18 protein-coding genes are annotated in these 17,997 nt (G+C 61.0%); 14 read left to right on the top strand and 4 right to left on the bottom strand.

The genetic code is table 11. The annotated features are described in order from the left end of the window. Window positions 1-29 precede the first annotated feature (29 nt). From ACPWMG_RS24395 to ACPWMG_RS24355, 9 genes are all read left to right on the top strand, one after another. Entirely contained in the window at window positions 30-959 is a 930-nt protein-coding gene (locus tag ACPWMG_RS24395; RefSeq protein WP_483302074.1) for a 2-hydroxyacid dehydrogenase, read from the top strand. Window positions 960-987: 28 nt separating this feature from the next. Further along, window positions 988-1,905 (top strand): LysR substrate-binding domain-containing protein, encoded by a 918-nt coding sequence (locus ACPWMG_RS24390; RefSeq protein WP_483302073.1) that lies wholly within the window; start codon window positions 988-990, stop codon window positions 1,903-1,905. A gap of 227 nt (window positions 1,906-2,132) precedes the next feature. After that, entirely contained in the window at window positions 2,133-3,554 is a 1,422-nt protein-coding gene (locus ACPWMG_RS24385) for an aspartate ammonia-lyase (protein WP_483302072.1), read from the top strand. A 109-nt stretch (window positions 3,555-3,663) separates the two neighbouring features. Further along, entirely contained in the window at window positions 3,664-4,971 is a 1,308-nt protein-coding gene (locus ACPWMG_RS24380) for a dicarboxylate/amino acid:cation symporter (protein WP_483302071.1), read from the top strand. An 11-nt stretch (window positions 4,972-4,982) separates the two neighbouring features. After that, window positions 4,983-5,900 carry an amino acid ABC transporter substrate-binding protein gene (locus ACPWMG_RS24375; RefSeq protein WP_483302070.1) on the top strand — a complete coding sequence of 306 codons (918 nt, stop codon included), beginning with the start codon at window positions 4,983-4,985 and terminating at the stop codon, window positions 5,898-5,900. Between the two features lie 196 nt (window positions 5,901-6,096). Next, window positions 6,097-6,993 carry a transporter substrate-binding domain-containing protein gene (locus ACPWMG_RS24370; RefSeq protein WP_483302069.1) on the top strand — a complete coding sequence of 299 codons (897 nt, stop codon included), beginning with the start codon at window positions 6,097-6,099 and terminating at the stop codon, window positions 6,991-6,993. A 138-nt stretch (window positions 6,994-7,131) separates the two neighbouring features. Beyond that, a complete protein-coding gene (locus ACPWMG_RS24365) occupies window positions 7,132-7,890 on the top strand; it encodes an amino acid ABC transporter permease (RefSeq protein WP_483302068.1) in 759 nt (252 codons plus the stop codon). 1 nt (window position 7,891) lies between these two features. Continuing rightward, window positions 7,892-8,560 (top strand): amino acid ABC transporter permease, encoded by a 669-nt coding sequence (locus ACPWMG_RS24360; RefSeq protein ID WP_483302067.1) that lies wholly within the window; start codon window positions 7,892-7,894, stop codon window positions 8,558-8,560. Window positions 8,561-8,590: 30 nt separating this feature from the next. Continuing rightward, entirely contained in the window at window positions 8,591-9,328 is a 738-nt protein-coding gene (locus tag ACPWMG_RS24355) for an amino acid ABC transporter ATP-binding protein (protein WP_483302066.1), read from the top strand. A gap of 79 nt (window positions 9,329-9,407) precedes the next feature. Here the strand turns inward: ACPWMG_RS24355 and ACPWMG_RS24350 are convergent, their stop codons facing one another. Genes ACPWMG_RS24350 through ACPWMG_RS24340 form a run of 3 tightly spaced genes read right to left on the bottom strand, consistent with a single transcriptional unit; the run spans window position 9,408 to window position 12,336 of the window. Beyond that, complete coding sequence (locus ACPWMG_RS24350; protein ID WP_483302065.1) at window positions 9,408-10,448, bottom strand: DctP family TRAP transporter solute-binding subunit; 1,041 nt, start codon at window positions 10,446-10,448, stop codon at window positions 9,408-9,410. 35 nt (window positions 10,449-10,483) lie between these two features. After that, entirely contained in the window at window positions 10,484-11,782 is a 1,299-nt protein-coding gene (locus ACPWMG_RS24345) for a TRAP transporter large permease (RefSeq protein ID WP_483302064.1), read from the bottom strand. Continuing rightward, window positions 11,779-12,336 (bottom strand): TRAP transporter small permease, encoded by a 558-nt coding sequence (locus ACPWMG_RS24340; protein WP_483302063.1) that lies wholly within the window; start codon window positions 12,334-12,336, stop codon window positions 11,779-11,781. The genes ACPWMG_RS24345 and ACPWMG_RS24340 overlap by 4 nt, the downstream gene beginning before the upstream one ends. A gap of 191 nt (window positions 12,337-12,527) precedes the next feature. Between ACPWMG_RS24340 and pyrC the strand changes: the two genes are divergently transcribed. The 4 genes from pyrC (at window position 12,528) to ACPWMG_RS24320 (ending at window position 16,122) form a co-directional block, all read left to right on the top strand. Further along, window positions 12,528-13,622: a dihydroorotase gene (gene pyrC / locus ACPWMG_RS24335; RefSeq protein ID WP_483302062.1), complete on the top strand. Its 1,095-nt coding sequence runs from the start codon at window positions 12,528-12,530 to the stop codon at window positions 13,620-13,622. Next, complete coding sequence (locus ACPWMG_RS24330; RefSeq protein WP_483302061.1) at window positions 13,604-14,404, top strand: DUF3025 domain-containing protein; 801 nt, start codon at window positions 13,604-13,606, stop codon at window positions 14,402-14,404. Before pyrC ends, ACPWMG_RS24330 begins: the two co-directional genes overlap by 19 nt. A 371-nt stretch (window positions 14,405-14,775) precedes the next feature. Next, entirely contained in the window at window positions 14,776-15,651 is an 876-nt protein-coding gene (htpX, locus tag ACPWMG_RS24325; RefSeq protein WP_483302060.1) for a protease HtpX, read from the top strand. A gap of 12 nt (window positions 15,652-15,663) precedes the next feature. Then, on the top strand, window positions 15,664-16,122 hold the full coding sequence (locus tag ACPWMG_RS24320; protein WP_483305332.1) for a GNAT family N-acetyltransferase: 459 nt from the start codon (window positions 15,664-15,666) through the stop codon (window positions 16,120-16,122). On the opposite strand, the gene ACPWMG_RS24315 is transcribed toward ACPWMG_RS24320, so the two are convergent. Beyond that, the gene (locus tag ACPWMG_RS24315) at window positions 16,119-16,607 is read right to left on the bottom strand and encodes a GFA family protein (protein WP_483302059.1); all 489 of its coding nucleotides are present in this window, start codon (window positions 16,605-16,607) and stop codon (window positions 16,119-16,121) included. The two genes, ACPWMG_RS24320 and ACPWMG_RS24315, sit on opposite strands and share 4 nt — an antisense overlap. A gap of 367 nt (window positions 16,608-16,974) precedes the next feature. Here ACPWMG_RS24315 and ACPWMG_RS24310 point away from each other — a divergent pair, with 367 nt between their 5' ends. Continuing rightward, window positions 16,975-17,988 carry a M14 family zinc carboxypeptidase gene (locus tag ACPWMG_RS24310; protein ID WP_483302058.1) on the top strand — a complete coding sequence of 338 codons (1,014 nt, stop codon included), beginning with the start codon at window positions 16,975-16,977 and terminating at the stop codon, window positions 17,986-17,988. Window positions 17,989-17,997: the final 9 nt, after the last annotated feature.

Here is a 17,997-nt window from a genome sequence, read left to right as displayed (position 1 = left end):
TGTTACACGGTTCAAAGGTTCAGCGCCCGATGCATCCTCAGCTTCTCTGCCTCATCTACATGGCGGATCACCACCGCACATTGCTCTCCGAACATTTCGATCTGGTCTACGCGCCCGAGCCGGCGCAGTGGCCCGAGGCTCTGGCCACCCACGGCGCCACCATCCGCGCGGTGTTGACCAACGGCGCGGTGGGCTTGAGCGCCGAGCAGATCGACGCCATGCCTAAGCTGGAATTCGTCTCGGCCCTGGGCGTGGGGTATGAAAACATCAACCTTGCCCACGCGCGCCAACGCGGCATCGCCCTGGCCAACGGCGCAGGCACCAACGACGACTGCGTGGCCGACCACGCCATGATGTTGCTGCTGGCCGCCGTGCGCAACTTGCGCTCGCTCGACCAGCAATGCCGCGCCGGCGTGTGGCGCAACGCCGTGCCCATGCCGCCCAACGTGTCGGGCCGTCGCCTGGGCATCTTGGGCTTGGGCGCCATTGGCCGCAAGCTGGCGCGCCGCGCACAAGGCTTCGACATCGAGATTGGCTACTGCGGCCGCAACAAACAAGACGTGCCCTACAGCTACTTTGCCGATGTGTTGGCGCTTGCCACCTGGGCCGACTTTCTGGTGGTGGCCACGCCCGGCGGCGCGGCCACGCGCCACCTGGTCAATGCGGAAGTGCTGCGCGCACTGGGCGCGAAGGGCGTGTTGGTGAACATTGCGCGGGGCAGCGTGGTTGACACCGCCGCCTTGGCGCAAGCCTTGCGTGATGGCGTGATCCACGGCGCCGGGCTTGACGTGTACGAGAGCGAACCCGCGCCGCCCGCCGAGCTGCTGGGCTTTGACAACCTGGTGCTCACCCCGCACCTGGGCGGCTGGTCGCCCGAGGCGATGCAGGCTTCGGTGGTGCGTTTTGTGGACAACGCCAACCTGCACTTTGCGGGCAAGCCCTTGATCACGCCTCTTTAAAAGATCATCAAAGGTCAGGATCTGCAGCATGGAAACCAAGTGGCTTGAAGACTTTGTCAGCCTGGCCGAGACGCGTAGCTTCAGCCGCTCGGCGCAACTGCGCCACGTCACACAACCGGCGTTTTCGCGGCGCATCCAGGCGCTGGAAGGTTGGGCGGGCACTGATCTGGTCGACCGCACCTCGTACCCCACTCGCCTGACCGCCGCAGGCGAAACCCTGTACGCCCAAGCGCTGGAAATGCTGCAGGCGCTGCAGAGCACACGCGCCATGCTGCGCGGCCACCAGTCGGCGGGCAAAGACGTGGTCGACTTCGCCGTGCCGCACACGCTGGCGTTTACCTTTTTCCCGCCGTGGGTCACGCAGCTCAAAGACAAGTTTGGCCACTTCAAAAGCCGCCTCATCGCCGCCAACGTGCACGACGCCATGGTGCGCCTGGTGGAAGGCGGCTGCGACCTGCTCATCGCCTACCACCACAGCTCGCTGCCCATCCAACTGCCGGCCGACCGGTATGAAATGGTGACGCTGGGCCAGGAGGTCATCGCCCCCTACGTGCGTGCCAATGCCGATGGCTCGCCCATGTACCAGTTGCCCGGCCATCCTGGCCAGTTGCTGCCGTACCTGGGTTATGCGCCCGGCGCTTATTTGGGCCAGACGGTGGACATGATCCTGCAGCAGTCGGCCACGGCCATCCACCTCGACCGCGTGTACGAGACCGACATGGCCGAAGGCCTGAAAGCCATGGCCCTTGAAGGCCACGGCATTGCGTTTTTACCGAGCAGCGCAGTGAAGCGCGAGCTGCGTTCCCGGCGCCTGGTGCCGGCGGCGCCGTCCACCTTGGGCGGCATGGAGATCGTGCTCGACATTCGCGCCTACCGCGAAAAGCCAAACGGCCCTGCGGCGGCCAAGAGCACGGCGCAGGCGCTGTGGGCTTACTTGGCGGGCTAGGTTCGACTCCGTGGCATCTAGGGGTTTTCTCTAGGTCGCCCGGTGAGGCGCCCGGAAAGCGCCCCAATCGGCCGGTGGTACCCCAGCGCTTCGCCTGGCAAACCTAGCGGCTGGCGCGTCTTGTCGCTATCTATAACGCTTGCGCATAAAGCGGCCCGGATTCAGCATTGGAGTTTGGTGGACTGCACATTTACAGTTCGCCACCTTCTCCACTGCCAAGGATCTGTATGTCTACCAATGTGCGCGTCGAACACGACTTTCTGGGTGAAAAAGAGATTCCGTCCACCGCCTATTGGGGCGTGCACACGGCGCGGGCAGTAGACAACTTTCCGATCTCGGGCACCCGCATTTCGGCCATGCCGGACTTGATCCGCGCCATGGCCTTCGTCAAGAAAACGGCTGCGCGCACCAATGTGGAGCTGGGTGTGCTCGACGCCAAACTGGCTGACGCCATCGTCGCCGCTTGTGACGACCTGGTCGCGGGCAAGTTGCACGCCGAGTTTGTGGTCGATGTGATCCAAGGCGGCGCCGGCACCTCTACCAACATGAACGCCAACGAGGTGATCGCCAACCTGGCACTCGAAAAGCTGGGCCTGGAAAAAGGCCGCTACGACGTGCTGCACCCCAATGACCACGTCAACGCCTCGCAGAGCACCAACGACGTGTACCCGACGGCAGTGCGTATCGCGCTGTGGCTGGGCATCGAACGCCTGCTGGCGTCGATGGCGTTTCTGCGCGATGGCTTCGAGGCCAAGGCCGACGAGTTCAAAGACATCCTGAAAATTGGCCGCACCCAGTTGCAAGACGCCGTGCCCATGACCCTGGGCCAGGAGTTTTTGACCTATGCGGTGATGATTGGTGAAGACGAGTCCCGTCTGCGCGAGGCGCGTGCATTGATCCAGGAAATCAACCTCGGCGCCACCGCCATCGGCACCGGCATCAACGCGCCCGGCGGTTATTCAGACCGCGCCTGCCAACTGCTGGCCGAGATCAGCGGTGTGCCGGTAGAGAAGGCCAGCAACCTGATCGAAGCCACACAAGACACCGGCGCCTTTGTGCAGCTCTCGGGGGTGCTCAAGCGTGTGGCCTGCAAGCTCAGCAAGATCTGCAACGACTTGCGCCTGCTCTCCAGCGGCCCGCAGGCCGGCTTTGGCGATATTCGGCTGCCCGCGCGCCAGGCGGGCTCGAGCATCATGCCGGGCAAGGTGAACCCGGTGATCCCCGAGGTGATGAACCAGGTGGCGTTTGAAGTGATTGGCAACGACGTCACCGTGACCATGGCCTCCGAGGCAGGGCAGTTGCAGCTCAACGCGTTCGAGCCCATCATGGGCTGGAGCCTGTTCAAGAGCATTGAACATTTGAGCCAAGCTTGCCGCACGCTGCAAACCAACTGTGTGGCCGGTATCGAGCCCAACCGCGAACTGCTGGCCAAGCGTGTGCGCGAATCTGTGACGCTGGTCACCGCGCTGAACCCCATCATTGGTTACGAGAAGGCGGCGCTGATCGCCAAGACTGCGATGAAAACCGGCCACCCCATTGGCGAGGTGGCCGAGTCGCTGGGCATCATGACCCGCACCGAGCTGGAGGCCTTGCTGGTGCCAGAAAAGCTAACGCAACCTGTGGCGCTGGTGCGTAAAACTGCTTCTTGATGGCATACAAAGTGCTCTAATAACTACAAGAAAAACAATACTTAAAAATCACATTTTTGTATTGAGTTTCGAGCAAGTAATTCACCCGAATCGACTACGAGGACGACAAATGAAGAAAAAAATGCCGCAGGCGGTCACCATCCTGATTGCGATGGTGCTTGGCATCATTCTGGGCTACATGGTCTATACCAGCTTCCCAGACCACAAAGCCGCCACTGAAATCGCGGGCTACATCTCGATCATTTCCGACATCTTTCTGCGCCTGATCAAGATGCTGATCGCGCCGCTGGTGTTCTCCACCTTGGTGGTGGGCATTGCCCACATGGGCGACGCGTCGTCTGTGGGCCGCGTGTTTGGCAAGGCCTTGGCGTGGTTCATCACCGCCTCGCTGATCTCGCTGGTGCTGGGGCTGATCATGTCGAATTGGCTCAAGCCTGGTGAGAACCTGGGGCTGCCGCTGCCCGATATTGGTGCCTCGGCCGGTTTGGCCACGTCCAAGTTCACACTGAAAGACTTTGTCAGCCACCTCGTGCCGAAGTCTTTTGCCGAAGCCATGGCCAACAACGAGATCTTGCAGATCGTCGTGTTCTCGATGTTCTTTGGTGTGGCGCTGGCGTCTTTGGGCGAAAAGGGTAAAACCTTGGTTACCGCGATCGACGAGCTCTCGCACGTCATGCTGAAGATCACCGGCTACGTGATGAAGCTGGCGCCGCTGGCGGTGCTGGCGGCCATGGCGGCCACCGTGTCGGTCAACGGCCTGGAGATTCTGGTGAAGTTCGCCGTGTTCATGCGCGACTTCTACATCAGCTTGTTTCTGTTGTGGGGCATTCTGGTGTTTGCGGGCTTTGTGTTTTTGGGCCCCCGTATCCTCAAGCTGCTGGTGCTGATCAAAGAAGCCTTCATGCTGTCGTTTGCCACGGCCAGCTCTGAAGCGGCCTACCCCAAGATTTTGGACGCCCTCGACCGTTTTGGCGTGAAGCGCAAGATCTCCAGCTTTGTGATGCCGATGGGTTATTCGTTCAACCTCGATGGCTCCATGATGTACTGCACCTTTGCGGTGTTGTTCATCGCCCAGGCGTACAACATCCATTTGCCGCTTTCCACGCAGCTCACCATGTTGCTGATCCTGATGATGACTTCCAAGGGCATGGCGGGTGTGCCGCGCGCTTCGCTGGTGGTGATTGCTGCCACCTTGAACCAGTTCAACATTCCCGAAGCCGGTCTTTTGCTGATCCTTGGTGTAGACACGTTCCTGGACATGGGCCGCTCTGCCACCAACGCCGTGGGCAACTCCATCGCCACCGCCGTGGTCGCCAAGTGGGAAGGAGAGTTGGCGCCCGAGGCCGAAGCCGAGCGCAATGCCAAGCTCCTGGACGCAGAAGCGGCCCTGAGCATGTCCGGCAAGGCGCACGCTTGAGCGAGGCCGCCATGTCTGCCCACATGCGATCCTTCTGCGCCAAGCGCTGGCTTGGTGGCTTGCTGGTGTTGACGTTCAGCGCGGGGGCGCTGGCGCAGTCGGCAGCTACCGGACTGACGGGCACCCTAAAAAAGGCTTTTGACTCGGGCGCGGTGACCATCGGCTACCGCGAGGCGTCGATCCCGTTCTCTTACATCTCGGCGCGCGGCGAGCCCATGGGTTACGCCATCGACATCTGCCGTGCGCTGGTCGATGCCATGGGCGTGGCGGTCGACCGAGAGCTGCTGATCAAGTGGCGTCCGGTCACCGCTGACTCACGCATCGAGGCCGTCACTTCGGGCGAGGTCGACCTGGAATGCGGCTCCACCACCAGCAACCTGGAGCGGCAAAAGCAGGTGGCGTTTTCGCCCACCACGTTTGTCTCAGGCTCAAAGCTGATGGTGAAGAAGGGCTCTCCCATCAAGTCGTTCCGCGATTTGGTCGGCAAACGCGTGGTCGTGGCCGGTGGCACCACTGGCGAGAAAGCCATGCGCAGCCTGTCCGATAAATTCAAGCTCAACCTGAATTTCTTGGTGACCACCGACTACGCCGAAGCCTTTGCCCAGTTGGGGGCCGACAAGGCAGACGCCTTTGCGACAGACGATGTGCTGCTGTATGGCTTGCTGGCGCAGAACAAAGCGCAGGCCAACTACGCGGTGGTCGGCGAGTTTTTGTCGTACGACCCCTACGGAATCATGTTCCGCAAGGACGACGCACCTATGAAAGCGCTGGTGGTCAAGACTTTCAGCACCCTGGCTGCCGATGGTGATCTTGAGCGCTTCTACACCCGCTGGTTTCTGCGCAAGCTGCCATCTGGGGTAAGCATCAACTTGCCCATGAGCCCGCAATTAGGCACGATCATTGAAATGATGGTGCAGAAGCCGGAGTGATATCGGTAGCGTGAGGACTCCAAGAAGGCATAAGGAATTGATGGCAATGCATAGCAGGCACAGAGTCTGCATATAGACTGCCATCGGAGTCTTTCGATGGTTTTTTACGCACCAAATCTGAGCACGAGGGTTATCCCGTGCATCCGAGTCTTTAAAATTCGGGGTGCGTCGTTTCTATACATATGAGGAGTTTTCAATGAAAAAACATTTGCTTGCCCTGGCCGTGACCGCTTTGACCGTGACCGGTGCCTTCGCACAAGCCAATGACACCCTGGCCAAGATCAAGGCCAGCGGCAACATCAGCTTGGGTGTGCGTGACTCGTCCGCACTGTCGTTCACGCTGGGCAATGGAAAGTACGCAGGCTTTCACACCGAAATGGCCGAGCGCATTGTTGACGACCTGAGCAAGACCGTGGGCAAGAAGCTGACGATCACCTACTCGCCAGTGACCTCGCAAAACCGCATTCCGCTGGTGCAAAACGGTACCGTCGATCTGGAATGTGGCTCCACCACCAACAACCGTGCACGCCTGAAGGACGTGGACTTCGCCTACACCACCTATGTGGAAGTGGTGCGTATTGCCGTCAAGGCCAACTCCGGCATCAAGGACCTGAAGGACCTGAACGGCAAGACCGTTGCCGTGACGACCGGCACCACTTCGGTTCAAACCTTGCGCAAGAACGAGCGCGCACAAGGCATCGACTTCAAGGAAGTCCTGGGTAAGGACCACGCCGACAGCTTCCTGCTGCTGGAATCTGGCCGTGCAGACGCTTTTGTGATGGACGGCTCCATCCTGGCAGCCAACATCTCCAAGGCTAAAGACCCCAATGAATTCAAGATCGTCGGCCCAGAGCTGTCGGTTGAGCCTATCGCTTGCATGGTGCGCAAGGACGACGCGGCTTTCCTGAAGGTGGTGGACGAAAGCATTGCCCGCCAGATCAAGGACGGCTCGTTGACCAAGCTGTACGACAAGTGGTTCATGCAACCCGTGCCTCCAACCAACCGTCCTCTGAACCTGCCAATGTCGGACGCTACCAAGGCTGCTTGGGCCAGCCCCAACAACAAGCCAATGGAAGAATACGTCAGCAAGTAAGCACGCTTGCTGCTGAAGTTTCTTTAAAGAAATAAAGCGGCATACCTTGTGGTGCCCGTCCTTGTGGACGGGCACTTGCTGTTTGAAGGCTTGCTGATGCCCAATGGGGCATTAGCATCCAATGCAGAGGAGTCGCCGATGGCGAATTGGGATTGGGAGGTGTTCTGCCGCAACACCATCGACAACGAAGTAGTCTCCGGCTGCTTCGCGGCAGGCAGAGATCAAACGTACCTTCAGTGGATGCTCCATGCCTGGGGCTGGACTGTGGGCGTTGCCCTCACGGCGCTGGCGATCGCGTTGATCGTTGGCTCCATCATCGGAACATTGCGTACCTTGCCAAACAACCCTGGGTGGGTGCGTTTCGGCAATGCCTGGGTGGAGCTGTTTCGCAACATTCCATTGCTGGTGCAGGTTTTCCTGTGGTACTTCGTATTGCCGAAAATGATTCCGGCACTGCGCGATGTACCGCCATTCATGTTGGTCGTGTGTGCGCTGGGCTTCTTCACCTCCGCACGTATTGCCGAGCAATTGCGTTCGGGCATTCAAGCCTTGCCGCGCGGCCAGCGTTATGCCGGCATGGCGATGGGGCTCACCACGTTTCAGTATTACCGTTACGTGTTGCTGCCCATGGCTTACCGCATCATCTTGCCGCCGTTGACCAGCGAGTCGATGAACATCTTCAAGAACTCGTCTGTGGCGTTCGCGGTGTCCATCCCCGAGCTGACGCAGTTTTATCTGCAGGCGGGTGAAGAGACGGCCGCGCAGATCGAGATCTATTTGGCTGTGGTGGTGCTGTACGCCGCTAGCGCGATGCTGGTGAACCGCATCATGACCTTCATTGAACGCAAGACGCGTGTGCCTGGATTCATGTCCTCTGGCGGAACGGGAGGCCACTGAAATGCTAGGTTTAGATTTTTCCTTCTACAGCTGGGACCTGGTGCGCAGTTATGTGCTCAAGGGTTTTTACTTCAGCATCTTTCTGACCTTTGTGGCGACCGCAGGCGGCGTGTTTTTTGGCACGCTGCTGGCTTTGATGCGCTTGTCGGGCAAGAAGTGGCTGGACACGCCGGCCGCGTTCTACGTCAACGGCATGCGTTCCGTGCCCCTGGTGATGGTGATCTTGGGCTTCTTCCTGCTGGTGCCCAAGCTCATTGGTCGGCCGATTGGTGCCGAGTATTCCGCCATCATCACCTTCGTGTGTTTCGAGGCGGCTTACTTCAGCGAAATCATGCGCGCGGGCATTCAGTCGATTGCACGCGGCCAGGTGTTCGCAGGGCAGGCGCTGGGCATGACCTACAGCCAGAACATGCGTTTGGTGGTGCTGCCGCAGGCCTTCCGCAACATGCTGCCGGTGTTGCTGACGCAGACCATCATCTTGTTCCAGGATACCTCGCTGGTCTACGCCATTGGTGCGTACGACTTGCTCAAGGGGTTCGAGACGGCGGGCAAGAACTTCGGCCGCCCCGAAGAGGCTTACCTGCTGGCCGCTGTGGTCTACTTCGCGATCTGCTTCGCTCTGTCGTGGCTGGTCAAACGCTTGCACAAAAAGATTGCCATCATCCGCTGATGCATTGAGAGGGCTCAAAAGGCTGACAACATGATTGAAATTAAAAACGTATCCAAATGGTATGGCCCGGTTCAGGTGCTCAACAACTGCAATGTGAGCATCTCCAAGGGCGATGTGGTGGTGGTGTGCGGCCCGTCGGGCTCGGGCAAGTCCACACTGATCAAAACCGTGAACGCGCTCGAACCCTTCCAAAAGGGCGAGATCTTTGTCGACGGCGTGCCACTGCACGACCCCAAGACCGACTTGCCCAAACTGCGTAGCCGCGTGGGCATGGTGTTCCAGCACTTTGAACTGTTCCCGCATTTGTCTGTGACCGAAAACCTGACGCTGGCGCAGATCAAGGTGCTTGGCCGTTCACAAGACGACGCCAAAGTGCGCGGCTTGAAGATGCTGGACCGCGTGGGCCTGATGGCGCACAAGGACAAGTTCCCCGGCCAATTGTCTGGCGGCCAACAACAACGTGTGGCCATCGCCCGCGCCTTGAGCATGGACCCGATGGTGATGTTGTTTGACGAACCCACTTCCGCACTCGACCCCGAAATGGTGGGCGAAGTGTTGGACGTGATGGTGACGTTGGCCAAAGAAGGCATGACTATGATGTGTGTGACCCACGAAATGGGCTTTGCACGCAAGGTGGCCAGCCGCGTGATCTTTATCGATGTGGGTGGCCGCATTCTGGAAGACTGCTCGAAGGAAGAGTTCTTCACGCACCCGGAAAACCGCCAACCGCGTACCAAGGATTTCTTGAACAAGATCCTGCAGCACTAAGCCGCTTAAACGGTTCTGCCAAAGCAAAAGCCCCACAACTCGCGTTGCGGGGCTTTTTTTTATGTGTGAAGCGAAAGGCTTACTTCACCGGGCGCGAGGCAATCGCCTTCTCGGCGCGCGTCACCAAGTCTGCGCCAATCGTCGACTTCCATTTGTCGTACACCGGGCGCGTGACCTTCACAAACTCAGCCCGTTCGGCTGGCGTTAACTGCGTCACCGTCACGCCCATACCCGCAATGTCTTTCAGCAGCGGCTTGTCGGCTTCGACCAGGCCTTTGCGTGCGATGACGATTTCTTGCTGACCCGCGTCCAGCGCAGCTTGTTTGACGATCGCTTGGTCGGCTGGTGTCCACGACGACCAGATTTCTTTGTTGACCACAAAGATCAACGGGTCGGCCACGTAGCCCCAGGTGGTTACAAACTTCTGGCCCACGTTGTGCATCTTCAGCACTGTGAACAGGAACAGCGGGTTCTCTTGCCCATCGACCGCGCCACTGGCCAAGGCAGGTTGTGCATCGGCCCAGCTCATTTGTGTGGGATTGGCGCCCAGCGCGGTAAACACGTCGGCAAACAGCGGTGAGCCCACCACGCGAATTTTCATGCCCTTCAAATCGGCAGGCGACTTGATGGCGTGTTTCGAGTTGGTGATTTCGCGGTAGCCGTTTTCGCCCCAGGCAAGCGGCACCACACCGGCTTTTTCAATCGTTTTGAACAGGTCTTTGCCGACTTCGCCTTGCGTCAGCGCGTCCAGTGCGGCGTAGTCGGGCATCAGGAAGGGCATGGAGAAAAGGTTCAACTGCTTCACCTGCGGCGACCAGTTGATGGTGGAGCCCACCGCCATGTCGATCACACCTTGGCGCAGCGCGCTGAACTCGCGCGTCTGGTCGCCTTGGATCAGCGACACGCCGGGGTACAGCTTGATGTTGATGCGCCCTTGAGTGCGCTCTTTCACCAGGTCTGCCCAGATCTTGCCGGCCTGGCCCCAAGGAGTGGGCGGGCCCAGCACCAGCGACATCTTGTACTCGGCCTTGTAGGTGGCTTGCGCCAGCGCCGTGCCAGAGAAGGCGGCCAGTGCGGCAGCGGCGGCCACCATGGTCAGCAGGGTTCTGCGGAATTTCATGCTTTGTCTCCTTGGGTAAATCGAGTTTTAAATTTTCAGTAACCGAGGCGCGCGGGCAACCACAGCGCCAGTTGTGGCCAGACGATCACGGCCACCATCACCAGGAACATGGCAAACAACATCCAGCCGACCCAGCGCACGGTTTCTTCCATGCGCACGTTGGCAATGCGGCACGACACCATCAGGTTCACGGCCAGCGGCGGGGTGAATTGGCCCAGCGCCACCTTCAGCGTGAGGATGACGCCAAACCACACCGGATCCCACTTGTAGTACTGCACGATGGGCCACAGCAGCGGCACAAAGATCAGGAAGATGGACACACCGTCGAGGAACATGCCCACGGTGATCAGCATCACGATCAGCAAGGCCAACACGCCGTATTCACCCAGGCCCGAGTTGACGATGGCCTTGGCCACCGGGTCGATCACGCCCAGCGTGGAGAGCGAATACGCAAAGATGCCGGCCAGCGACACCACCAGCAAGATCACCGCCGACAACTCGCCCGACTCGCGCAAGATCACAAACAGGTCGCGAACCTGGATGGTGCGGTAGATCACCATGCCGACAAACAGGCCGTAGAACACCGCCACCACCGCTGCTTCGGTCGGCGTGAACCAGCCGGCGCGCATGCCGCCCAAGATCAGCACTGGTGCGGCCAGGCCCCAGGTTGCTTCGCGGAAACTCTTCCAGAATTCGGGCTTGGGCAGCGTGGCCTCCAACGCGCCCATCTTGTGTGAGCGTGACATCCACACCGCTGGAATGATCAGCGCCAAGCCGGCCAAGATGCCGGGAATCATGCCCGCCGCAAACAGCGCTGGCACCGAGGCACCAGGCACCAGCACCGAGTAGACGATGAACGCCACCGAGGGCGGAATCAAAATATCGGTCGCCGCCGCCGCGCCCACCACGCTGGCCGAGAAGGCCGCTGGATAACCGGCGCGCGACATGGCCGCAATCATCACTGCGCCCACAGCGGCGGCGTTGGCCGGGCCAGAACCCGAAATGCCGCCCAAGAACATGGCCACCAAAATGGCCACCATCGGCAGCATGCCGGGGCCGCGCCCGACGATGGCAATCGCAAAGTTCACCAGCCGAAGGGCCACGCCCGAGCGGTCGAAGATCGAGCCCACCAACACAAACATCGGAATGGCCAGCAGCGGGTACTTGCCCAGGCCAGCGTAGAAGTTTTGCGGCACGGCCAGCAGGCCAAACCATTGCGCATCGGCATTCGCCAGCGCAATACAGGCCGCACCGGCTAGGCCGAGCGCCGCGCCAATCGGCACGCCGACCAGCATCATCAGCACAAAGGCGACGAACAGCAGGGTGGCGATCATTCGGCGTCTCCTTCAGCCTGGCGGCCACGGCGAATGAACAGGCCTACGGCGCGCAGGCCGATGGCGGTCGACACAATCGGCAGCCAGATCGAATACCACCACTGCGGCACGCCAATGCCAGGCGAAGTCTCGTCAAAGGTGTAGTCGTCGTAAACCATGCGCAGGCTCAGGGCCGCGATCAAGAAGAACAGAATCGCCACCATCACCGCGCCAAACTGCGACAGCCGCTTGCGCCGCGCCATCGAGCCGCTCTCAGAAAAGTATTCGATGCGGATGTGCCGGTCGCGCGCCACGGCCGCCGAGCCGGCCACCATGGCCAGCAAAATCATCAGGAACACGGAGAACTCTTCCGTCCAGGCAAACGAGCTGTCGGTGAAGTAGCGCACCAGCACGTTGGCAAAGGTGATCAAGGCCAGCAAGGCCATGATGACCACGGTGGCCCAGTCTTCAATCTTCAGCGGTACGCGGGTGACAGGATCGGCTTCAGGTGGGATGTCGGTCGGGTCGTGAATGGGGGAAGAGGGCGGAGTGCCAGGGCTTTGGGGGGATGACATCGGGGTGGCAATGGAATGGGCTTGAAGACCTGGAACAGGAAGGTTTCGCACGCGGTGGGCCGCATGGGAATGCCCCAGCGCCACCCTGGCCAAACATCATATCTTTGGGTTCTCCCCACGCAGCATGGGGATTTTCCTAGGGCTAAGGCGGGTTATAGGGAGAGGCTGTCTGCAGTGCGACAATTCAATGCATGACGACGACCACCGCCCCCATCGCGCTTGACGCATCGCTGCGTTCCCCCGAGAACAGCATCACCATCACCCGCCCGGACGACTGGCACCTGCACGTGCGCGACGGCGACGCGCTGCACACCACCGTGCCGCACTCGGCCGCGCAAATGGGCCGTGCACTCATCATGCCGAACCTGCGCCCGCCCGTGACCACGGCCGCGTTGGCCCAGGCCTACCGCGAGCGCATCTTGGCCGCCACGCCCGCACGCCCCGCAGGCGGTGCCGCGTTCAACCCGCTGATGTCGCTGTACCTCACCGACAACCTGGCGCCTGAAGAAATCGCCCTCGCCAAAGCCGCCGGTGTGGTGGCCGCGAAGCTCTACCCCGCTGGTGCGACCACCAACAGCGATGCCGGCGTGACCAGCCTGAAGAAGATCTACCCCACGCTGGAAGCCATGCAGCGCGCCGGCATGCTGTTGCTGGTGCACGGTGAAGTCACCGACCAAAGCATCGACCTGTTCGACCGCGAAGCGGTGTTCATCGACCAGCAACTGATCCCGCTGCGCCGCGACTTCCCCGAGCTGAAGATCGTGATGGAGCACATCACCACCAAAGAAGCCGCGCAATACGTGAGCGAGGCCGACCAATACCTCGGCGCCACCATCACCGCGCACCACCTGCTGTACAACCGCAACGCCATCTTCACCGGCGGCATTCGCCCGCACTACTACTGCCTGCCCGTGCTGAAGCGCGAAACCCACCGCTTGGCGCTGGTCGAAGCCGCCATCAGCGGCGCCGGCCGCTTCTTCCTGGGCACCGACAGTGCGCCGCACGCCGCGCATTTGAAGGAACACGCCACGGGTTGTGCCGGCTGCTACACCGCACACGCCGCCGTCGAGCTGTACGCCGAAGCTTTTGACCGCGTGGGGGCCATCGCCCAGCTCGAAGCCTTTGCCAGCTTCAACGGCCCCGACTTCTATAACCTGCCGCGCAACACCGACAAGGTCACCCTGCAGCGCGAAAGCTGGACACCACCGCCCAGCTTCGCGTTTGGCGAAGCCGAACTCAAGCCGCTGGCCGCTGGGGAAGCCTTGTCTTGGAAGCTGGTGGGCTGAGTTTCAGCGCGTCCATCGACTGGACGCGCCCCTGGCTGCAGCCCTTGCTCCCCCTGGGTCAAGCGGCCGCAGCGCTGGTGCAGCAGGGCCACACGGTGGCCGATGCGCTGAACGCGGTGGCCGCCACGTGGCCTAACGCAGCCGTGCGCAGGTTCGTTGCGCAGTCCGCGCTACCCGCAGGCGAGCCCTACGAGCGCTTCATCTTCGAAACGGGCAGCGTACCCACGCGCGACAACCTGCACGACTTCTTCAATGGCTTGTGCTGGCTCCATTACCCGCAAACCAAGGCGCGGCTCAACCAGTTGCAGGCCGAGCAAATCGCGCTGCGCGGCATTGGCCCCGTGCGCGGGCCGGTGCGCGATGCGCTTACGCTGTTCGACGAAAACGCCGCCGTGTTGCTGGCGCCGCCGGCCATCTGGCAAGCGCTGACCGATCGCGCCTGGCACACCGCGTTTTGCACCTTGCGCCCGGCCTGGGCCGATGTGCAGGTGCAGTTGTTCGGCCACGCGCTGATGGAGCAATTGGTTTCACCGCGTAAATCGATCACGGCGCATGTTTATGTCGCGCAAGCTGCTATTGAATCCGTAGCGGGCATCGACCGCCACATCAGTGCTGAACTGGCCCCCGATTGGCTCGCGGGCAAGCCGTTTATCCCCTTGCCAGTTCTGGGCGTACCCGGCTGGTGGGAAGGAAATTCGGTGGTTTCCTTCTATGATGACGCCACTGTTTTCAGGCCTCGGCGCGCACCCAAAATCACAATAACTCAAAGCGTGGAGGCCTGAGAACGTGTTGACGATCTCCCTGGGGCCGCGCAGGTACCTTCTCGGGATGCACTGCTAGGCGCAAAACCCAAGCCAAGGCTTTCTGCCTTGGCTGGTTTTGTAACAACGCAGGGCGCCCGAGAAGGTACCTGCCTCCGGGTTGGAGCGAAATCGGGCGATTTGTCTGCCATAGCCCTTGCATGGGCAGAGAGCCCATGCTGCGGTCTCTGACAACCAACTCATCCCGATTGCGCTCCAACGCGGCCCCACGGAGATCGTCAACACGTTCCCAGACTGACCCTTGGTTTGGCTTGATTTGGCGGGGTTGCCCCCCATCTGGCACAGCAAAGAGTTTTTTCTAGTTACTACGTCTCGACCCCCACGGAGAATCCATGAAACGTATTGTTTTGTTTTTGCTGACCAACATTGCCGTTGTTGCAGTGCTCGGCATTGTGGCGAGCCTGTTGGGCGTGAACCGCTACCTCACCCCTAACGGCCTCAACCTTGGCTCCCTGCTCGGCTTTGCGCTGGTCATGGGCTTTGGCGGCGCCATCATTTCGCTGCTCATCAGCAAGCCCATGGCCAAGTGGAGCTCGGGTGTGCGCGTCATCAACCAGCCGCAAAATGCCGATGAAGCCTGGATCGTGGAAACGGTGCGCCGCTTCGCCGACAAGGCCGGCATCGGCATGCCCGAAGTCGGCGTTTTTGAAGGCGACCCGAATGCCTTCGCCACCGGCGCGTTTAAAAACTCGGCCCTGGTGGCCGTGTCCACTGGTTTGCTGCAAGGTATGACGCGTGAAGAAATCGAAGCCGTCATCGGCCACGAAGTCGCGCACATTGCGAACGGCGACATGGTCACCATGACGCTGATCCAAGGCGTGATGAACACCTTCGTGGTGTTCTTGAGCCGCGTCATCGGCTACGCGGTCGACAGCTTCCTGCGCAAGGGCGACGACCGTAATTCCGGCCCCGGCATTGGCTACTACGTGACCACCATCGTGCTCGACATCGTGCTCGGCTTTGCTGCCGCTATCATCGTCGCCTGGTTCTCGCGCCAACGCGAATTCCGCGCCGATGCCGGCGCCGCGCAACTCATGGGCCGCAAGCAGCCGATGATCAACGCCCTGGCGCGCCTGGGTGGCCTGCACACCGGTGAACTGCCCAAGAGTGTGGCCGCGTTCGGTATTGCCGGTGGCATTGGCCAACTGTTCTCGACGCACCCGCCGATTGAACAGCGCATTGCCGCGTTGCAAAACGCGCAAGGCTAAATAGTCTTGTCAGTGGATTTACGTTTTGAATGGGCGCGCTTAGGTGATCTGAGCGCGCCCGCTTTTCATGCGGCCATGGTGCAGCGCGAGGCGGTGTTCATCATCGAGCAGAAGTGCATCTTTCCCGATGCCGATGCCTACGACCTGCAATGCTGGCACCTGCTGGCCTGGGCCGGCCATGACTTGGCCGCCTACCTGCGCATCACCGACCCCGGCAGCAAGTACCCCGAGCCCTCGCTCGGCCGTGTGCTCACCAACCCGGCCTATCGCGGCAAAGGTCTGGGTCAAGTGCTGTTGACCGAAGCCCTGGTCCGCTGCGACCAAACCTGGCCCGGGCAGGCCAACCGCATCGGCGCGCAACACTACCTGCTGAAGTTCTACCAAAGCTTTGGTTTCGAGCCGGTGTCCGAGGTCTACCTCGAAGACGACATTCCGCACATCGAGATGCTGCGGCCGGCGACGGTTCGCTAAAGCCCATCGAGGTGATGTCGCTGGTGCCACTCCGCCAGCGACTCGGCCGGCCAATGCTCAGCATGCACATGGCCTTTGCCCTTGGGCACATCGACCCAGTTTGCAGCGTAGGCTAGGGCGGCTTCCACCACCTCGGGCGGCTTGGGCAAAGGGGTATCAATAGCTGAAGCATGCGGGTGCACCAGCTCGGGCCAACGTGGGTCAAACAGCCACAGCGCGCTGCCGCACTTGAGGCAGAAGCGCCGCTCGGCCTTGGAGCGCGTGGCGCGCTTGCCGGGCTCGCGCATCACCGCGTGGTAGCGCCCCAGGTGCTTCGCGCCTTTGACTTTCAGCGTGGCGGCATCGCCGCCCAGGTTGATGGCATAGCCACCGCCGCCCGCCGTCTTGCGGCAGATGGAGCAGTGGCAATGCATGAACGGCACGGGGCTTTGCGCCTCCAGGCTGAAGCGCACGGCGCCGCAATGGCATGAACCTTCCAAGTGCATGGCAACCTCCTTGTCGAGATGGCCAGCCAGTATGTCGCAGGTGCCAAGCTGGTGTCGATGTCAAGGCGAATACCTGAGCCCCCAGCAAGCGGTTTACTGCAGACGCCGCCAGGCTTGCGCGCGCAGCAGCGCAAAGAACTCCAGGCCACCCATCAGCAAGCAAGCGGGTATGGCGATGGCTCGGATCAAAAAAACTTTGCGCATAGACATGGCATCCCCCTTGAGCGGTCGAACCAGCAAGTTAGCTCAGAGGTATGACGGTTTCGTGTCAGCGAGAAATTTCATCCTATGGTGCGGCCATCGCGTTACGCTTGCGTTCCATACGCTCTTAAAGCCATCACCTCTTCACCACCGCAACATTCTTTCTGTGCCCACCGCTACATTGCCCGAATTAGAGGCGCTTGAGCGCACCATCACATTGGCTGCTTCACACGTGCAGGTGCGTACCGTGCGCGAGGTTGAGCTGCCCGGCGGAGAAAGTTATCCGGTGTATGCCATCACGCTGGGCAACCCCTCGCCTGATGTGCCGGCCGTCGGCTTTTTCGGCGGCGTGCACGGGCTGGAGCGCATCGGCGCAGGCGTGGTGCTGACCTACCTGCACCACCTGGCGTTGCGCCTACGCTGGGACAGCGCCTTGCACAAGCAGCTGGAAACCATCCGCCTCGTGTTCATGCCCATCATCAACCCCGGCGGCATGGCGCTGGGCACGCGCGCCAATCCGCGCGGTGTGGATTTGATGCGCAACGCGCCGGTGGACGCACTGGAGCCCGTGCCCTTCCTGGCCGGCGGCCAACGCTATAGCGCGCGCCTGCCTTGGTACAGAGGAGCCCACGCCGCCGAGATGGAGGCCGAGAACCAAGCCGTGTGCGAAGTGGTGCACGCCGAATTGTTGTCGCGCAGCTTCAGCCTGGCGGTAGATTGCCACTCCGGTTTTGGCGTGACCGACCGCCTGTGGTTTCCGTACGCCCACACCCGCGCGCCCATCCACCACCTGGCCGAGATCCACGCGCTGCAAAGCATTTTTGCCGAGTCCTTAGGCCAGTACCGCTACGTCTTTGAACCGCAGAGCTTGCAGTACTTGGCGCACGGCGATTTGTGGGACCACCTTTACCGCGAATCGACAACCCAGCCCGGCCGTGTGTTCCTGCCACTGACGCTGGAGATGGGCTCGTGGCTGTGGATCAAGAAAAACCCGCGCCAACTGTTTTCGCGCCACGGCATCTTTAACCCGCTGATCGCGCACCGTCAGCAGCGCGTGTTGCGGCAGCACCAGGCGCTGCTGGAGTTTTTGACGCGCGCCGCCCACGGCCACGCGTTGTGGCGCCCCGCTGAAGACCGCCGCGCCGCAGAGCACGCGATGGCGCTGCAGCGTTGGTATTGAACAGAGTCG

It is taken from the genome of Hydrophilobacter chitinilyticus, from assembly GCF_049860745.1.
Classification (GTDB): Bacteria; Pseudomonadota; Gammaproteobacteria; order Burkholderiales; family Burkholderiaceae_C; genus Rhodoferax_B.
The sequence above is the reverse complement of the archived record's forward strand: the minus strand, read 5'-3'. Positions and strand labels throughout refer to the sequence as shown.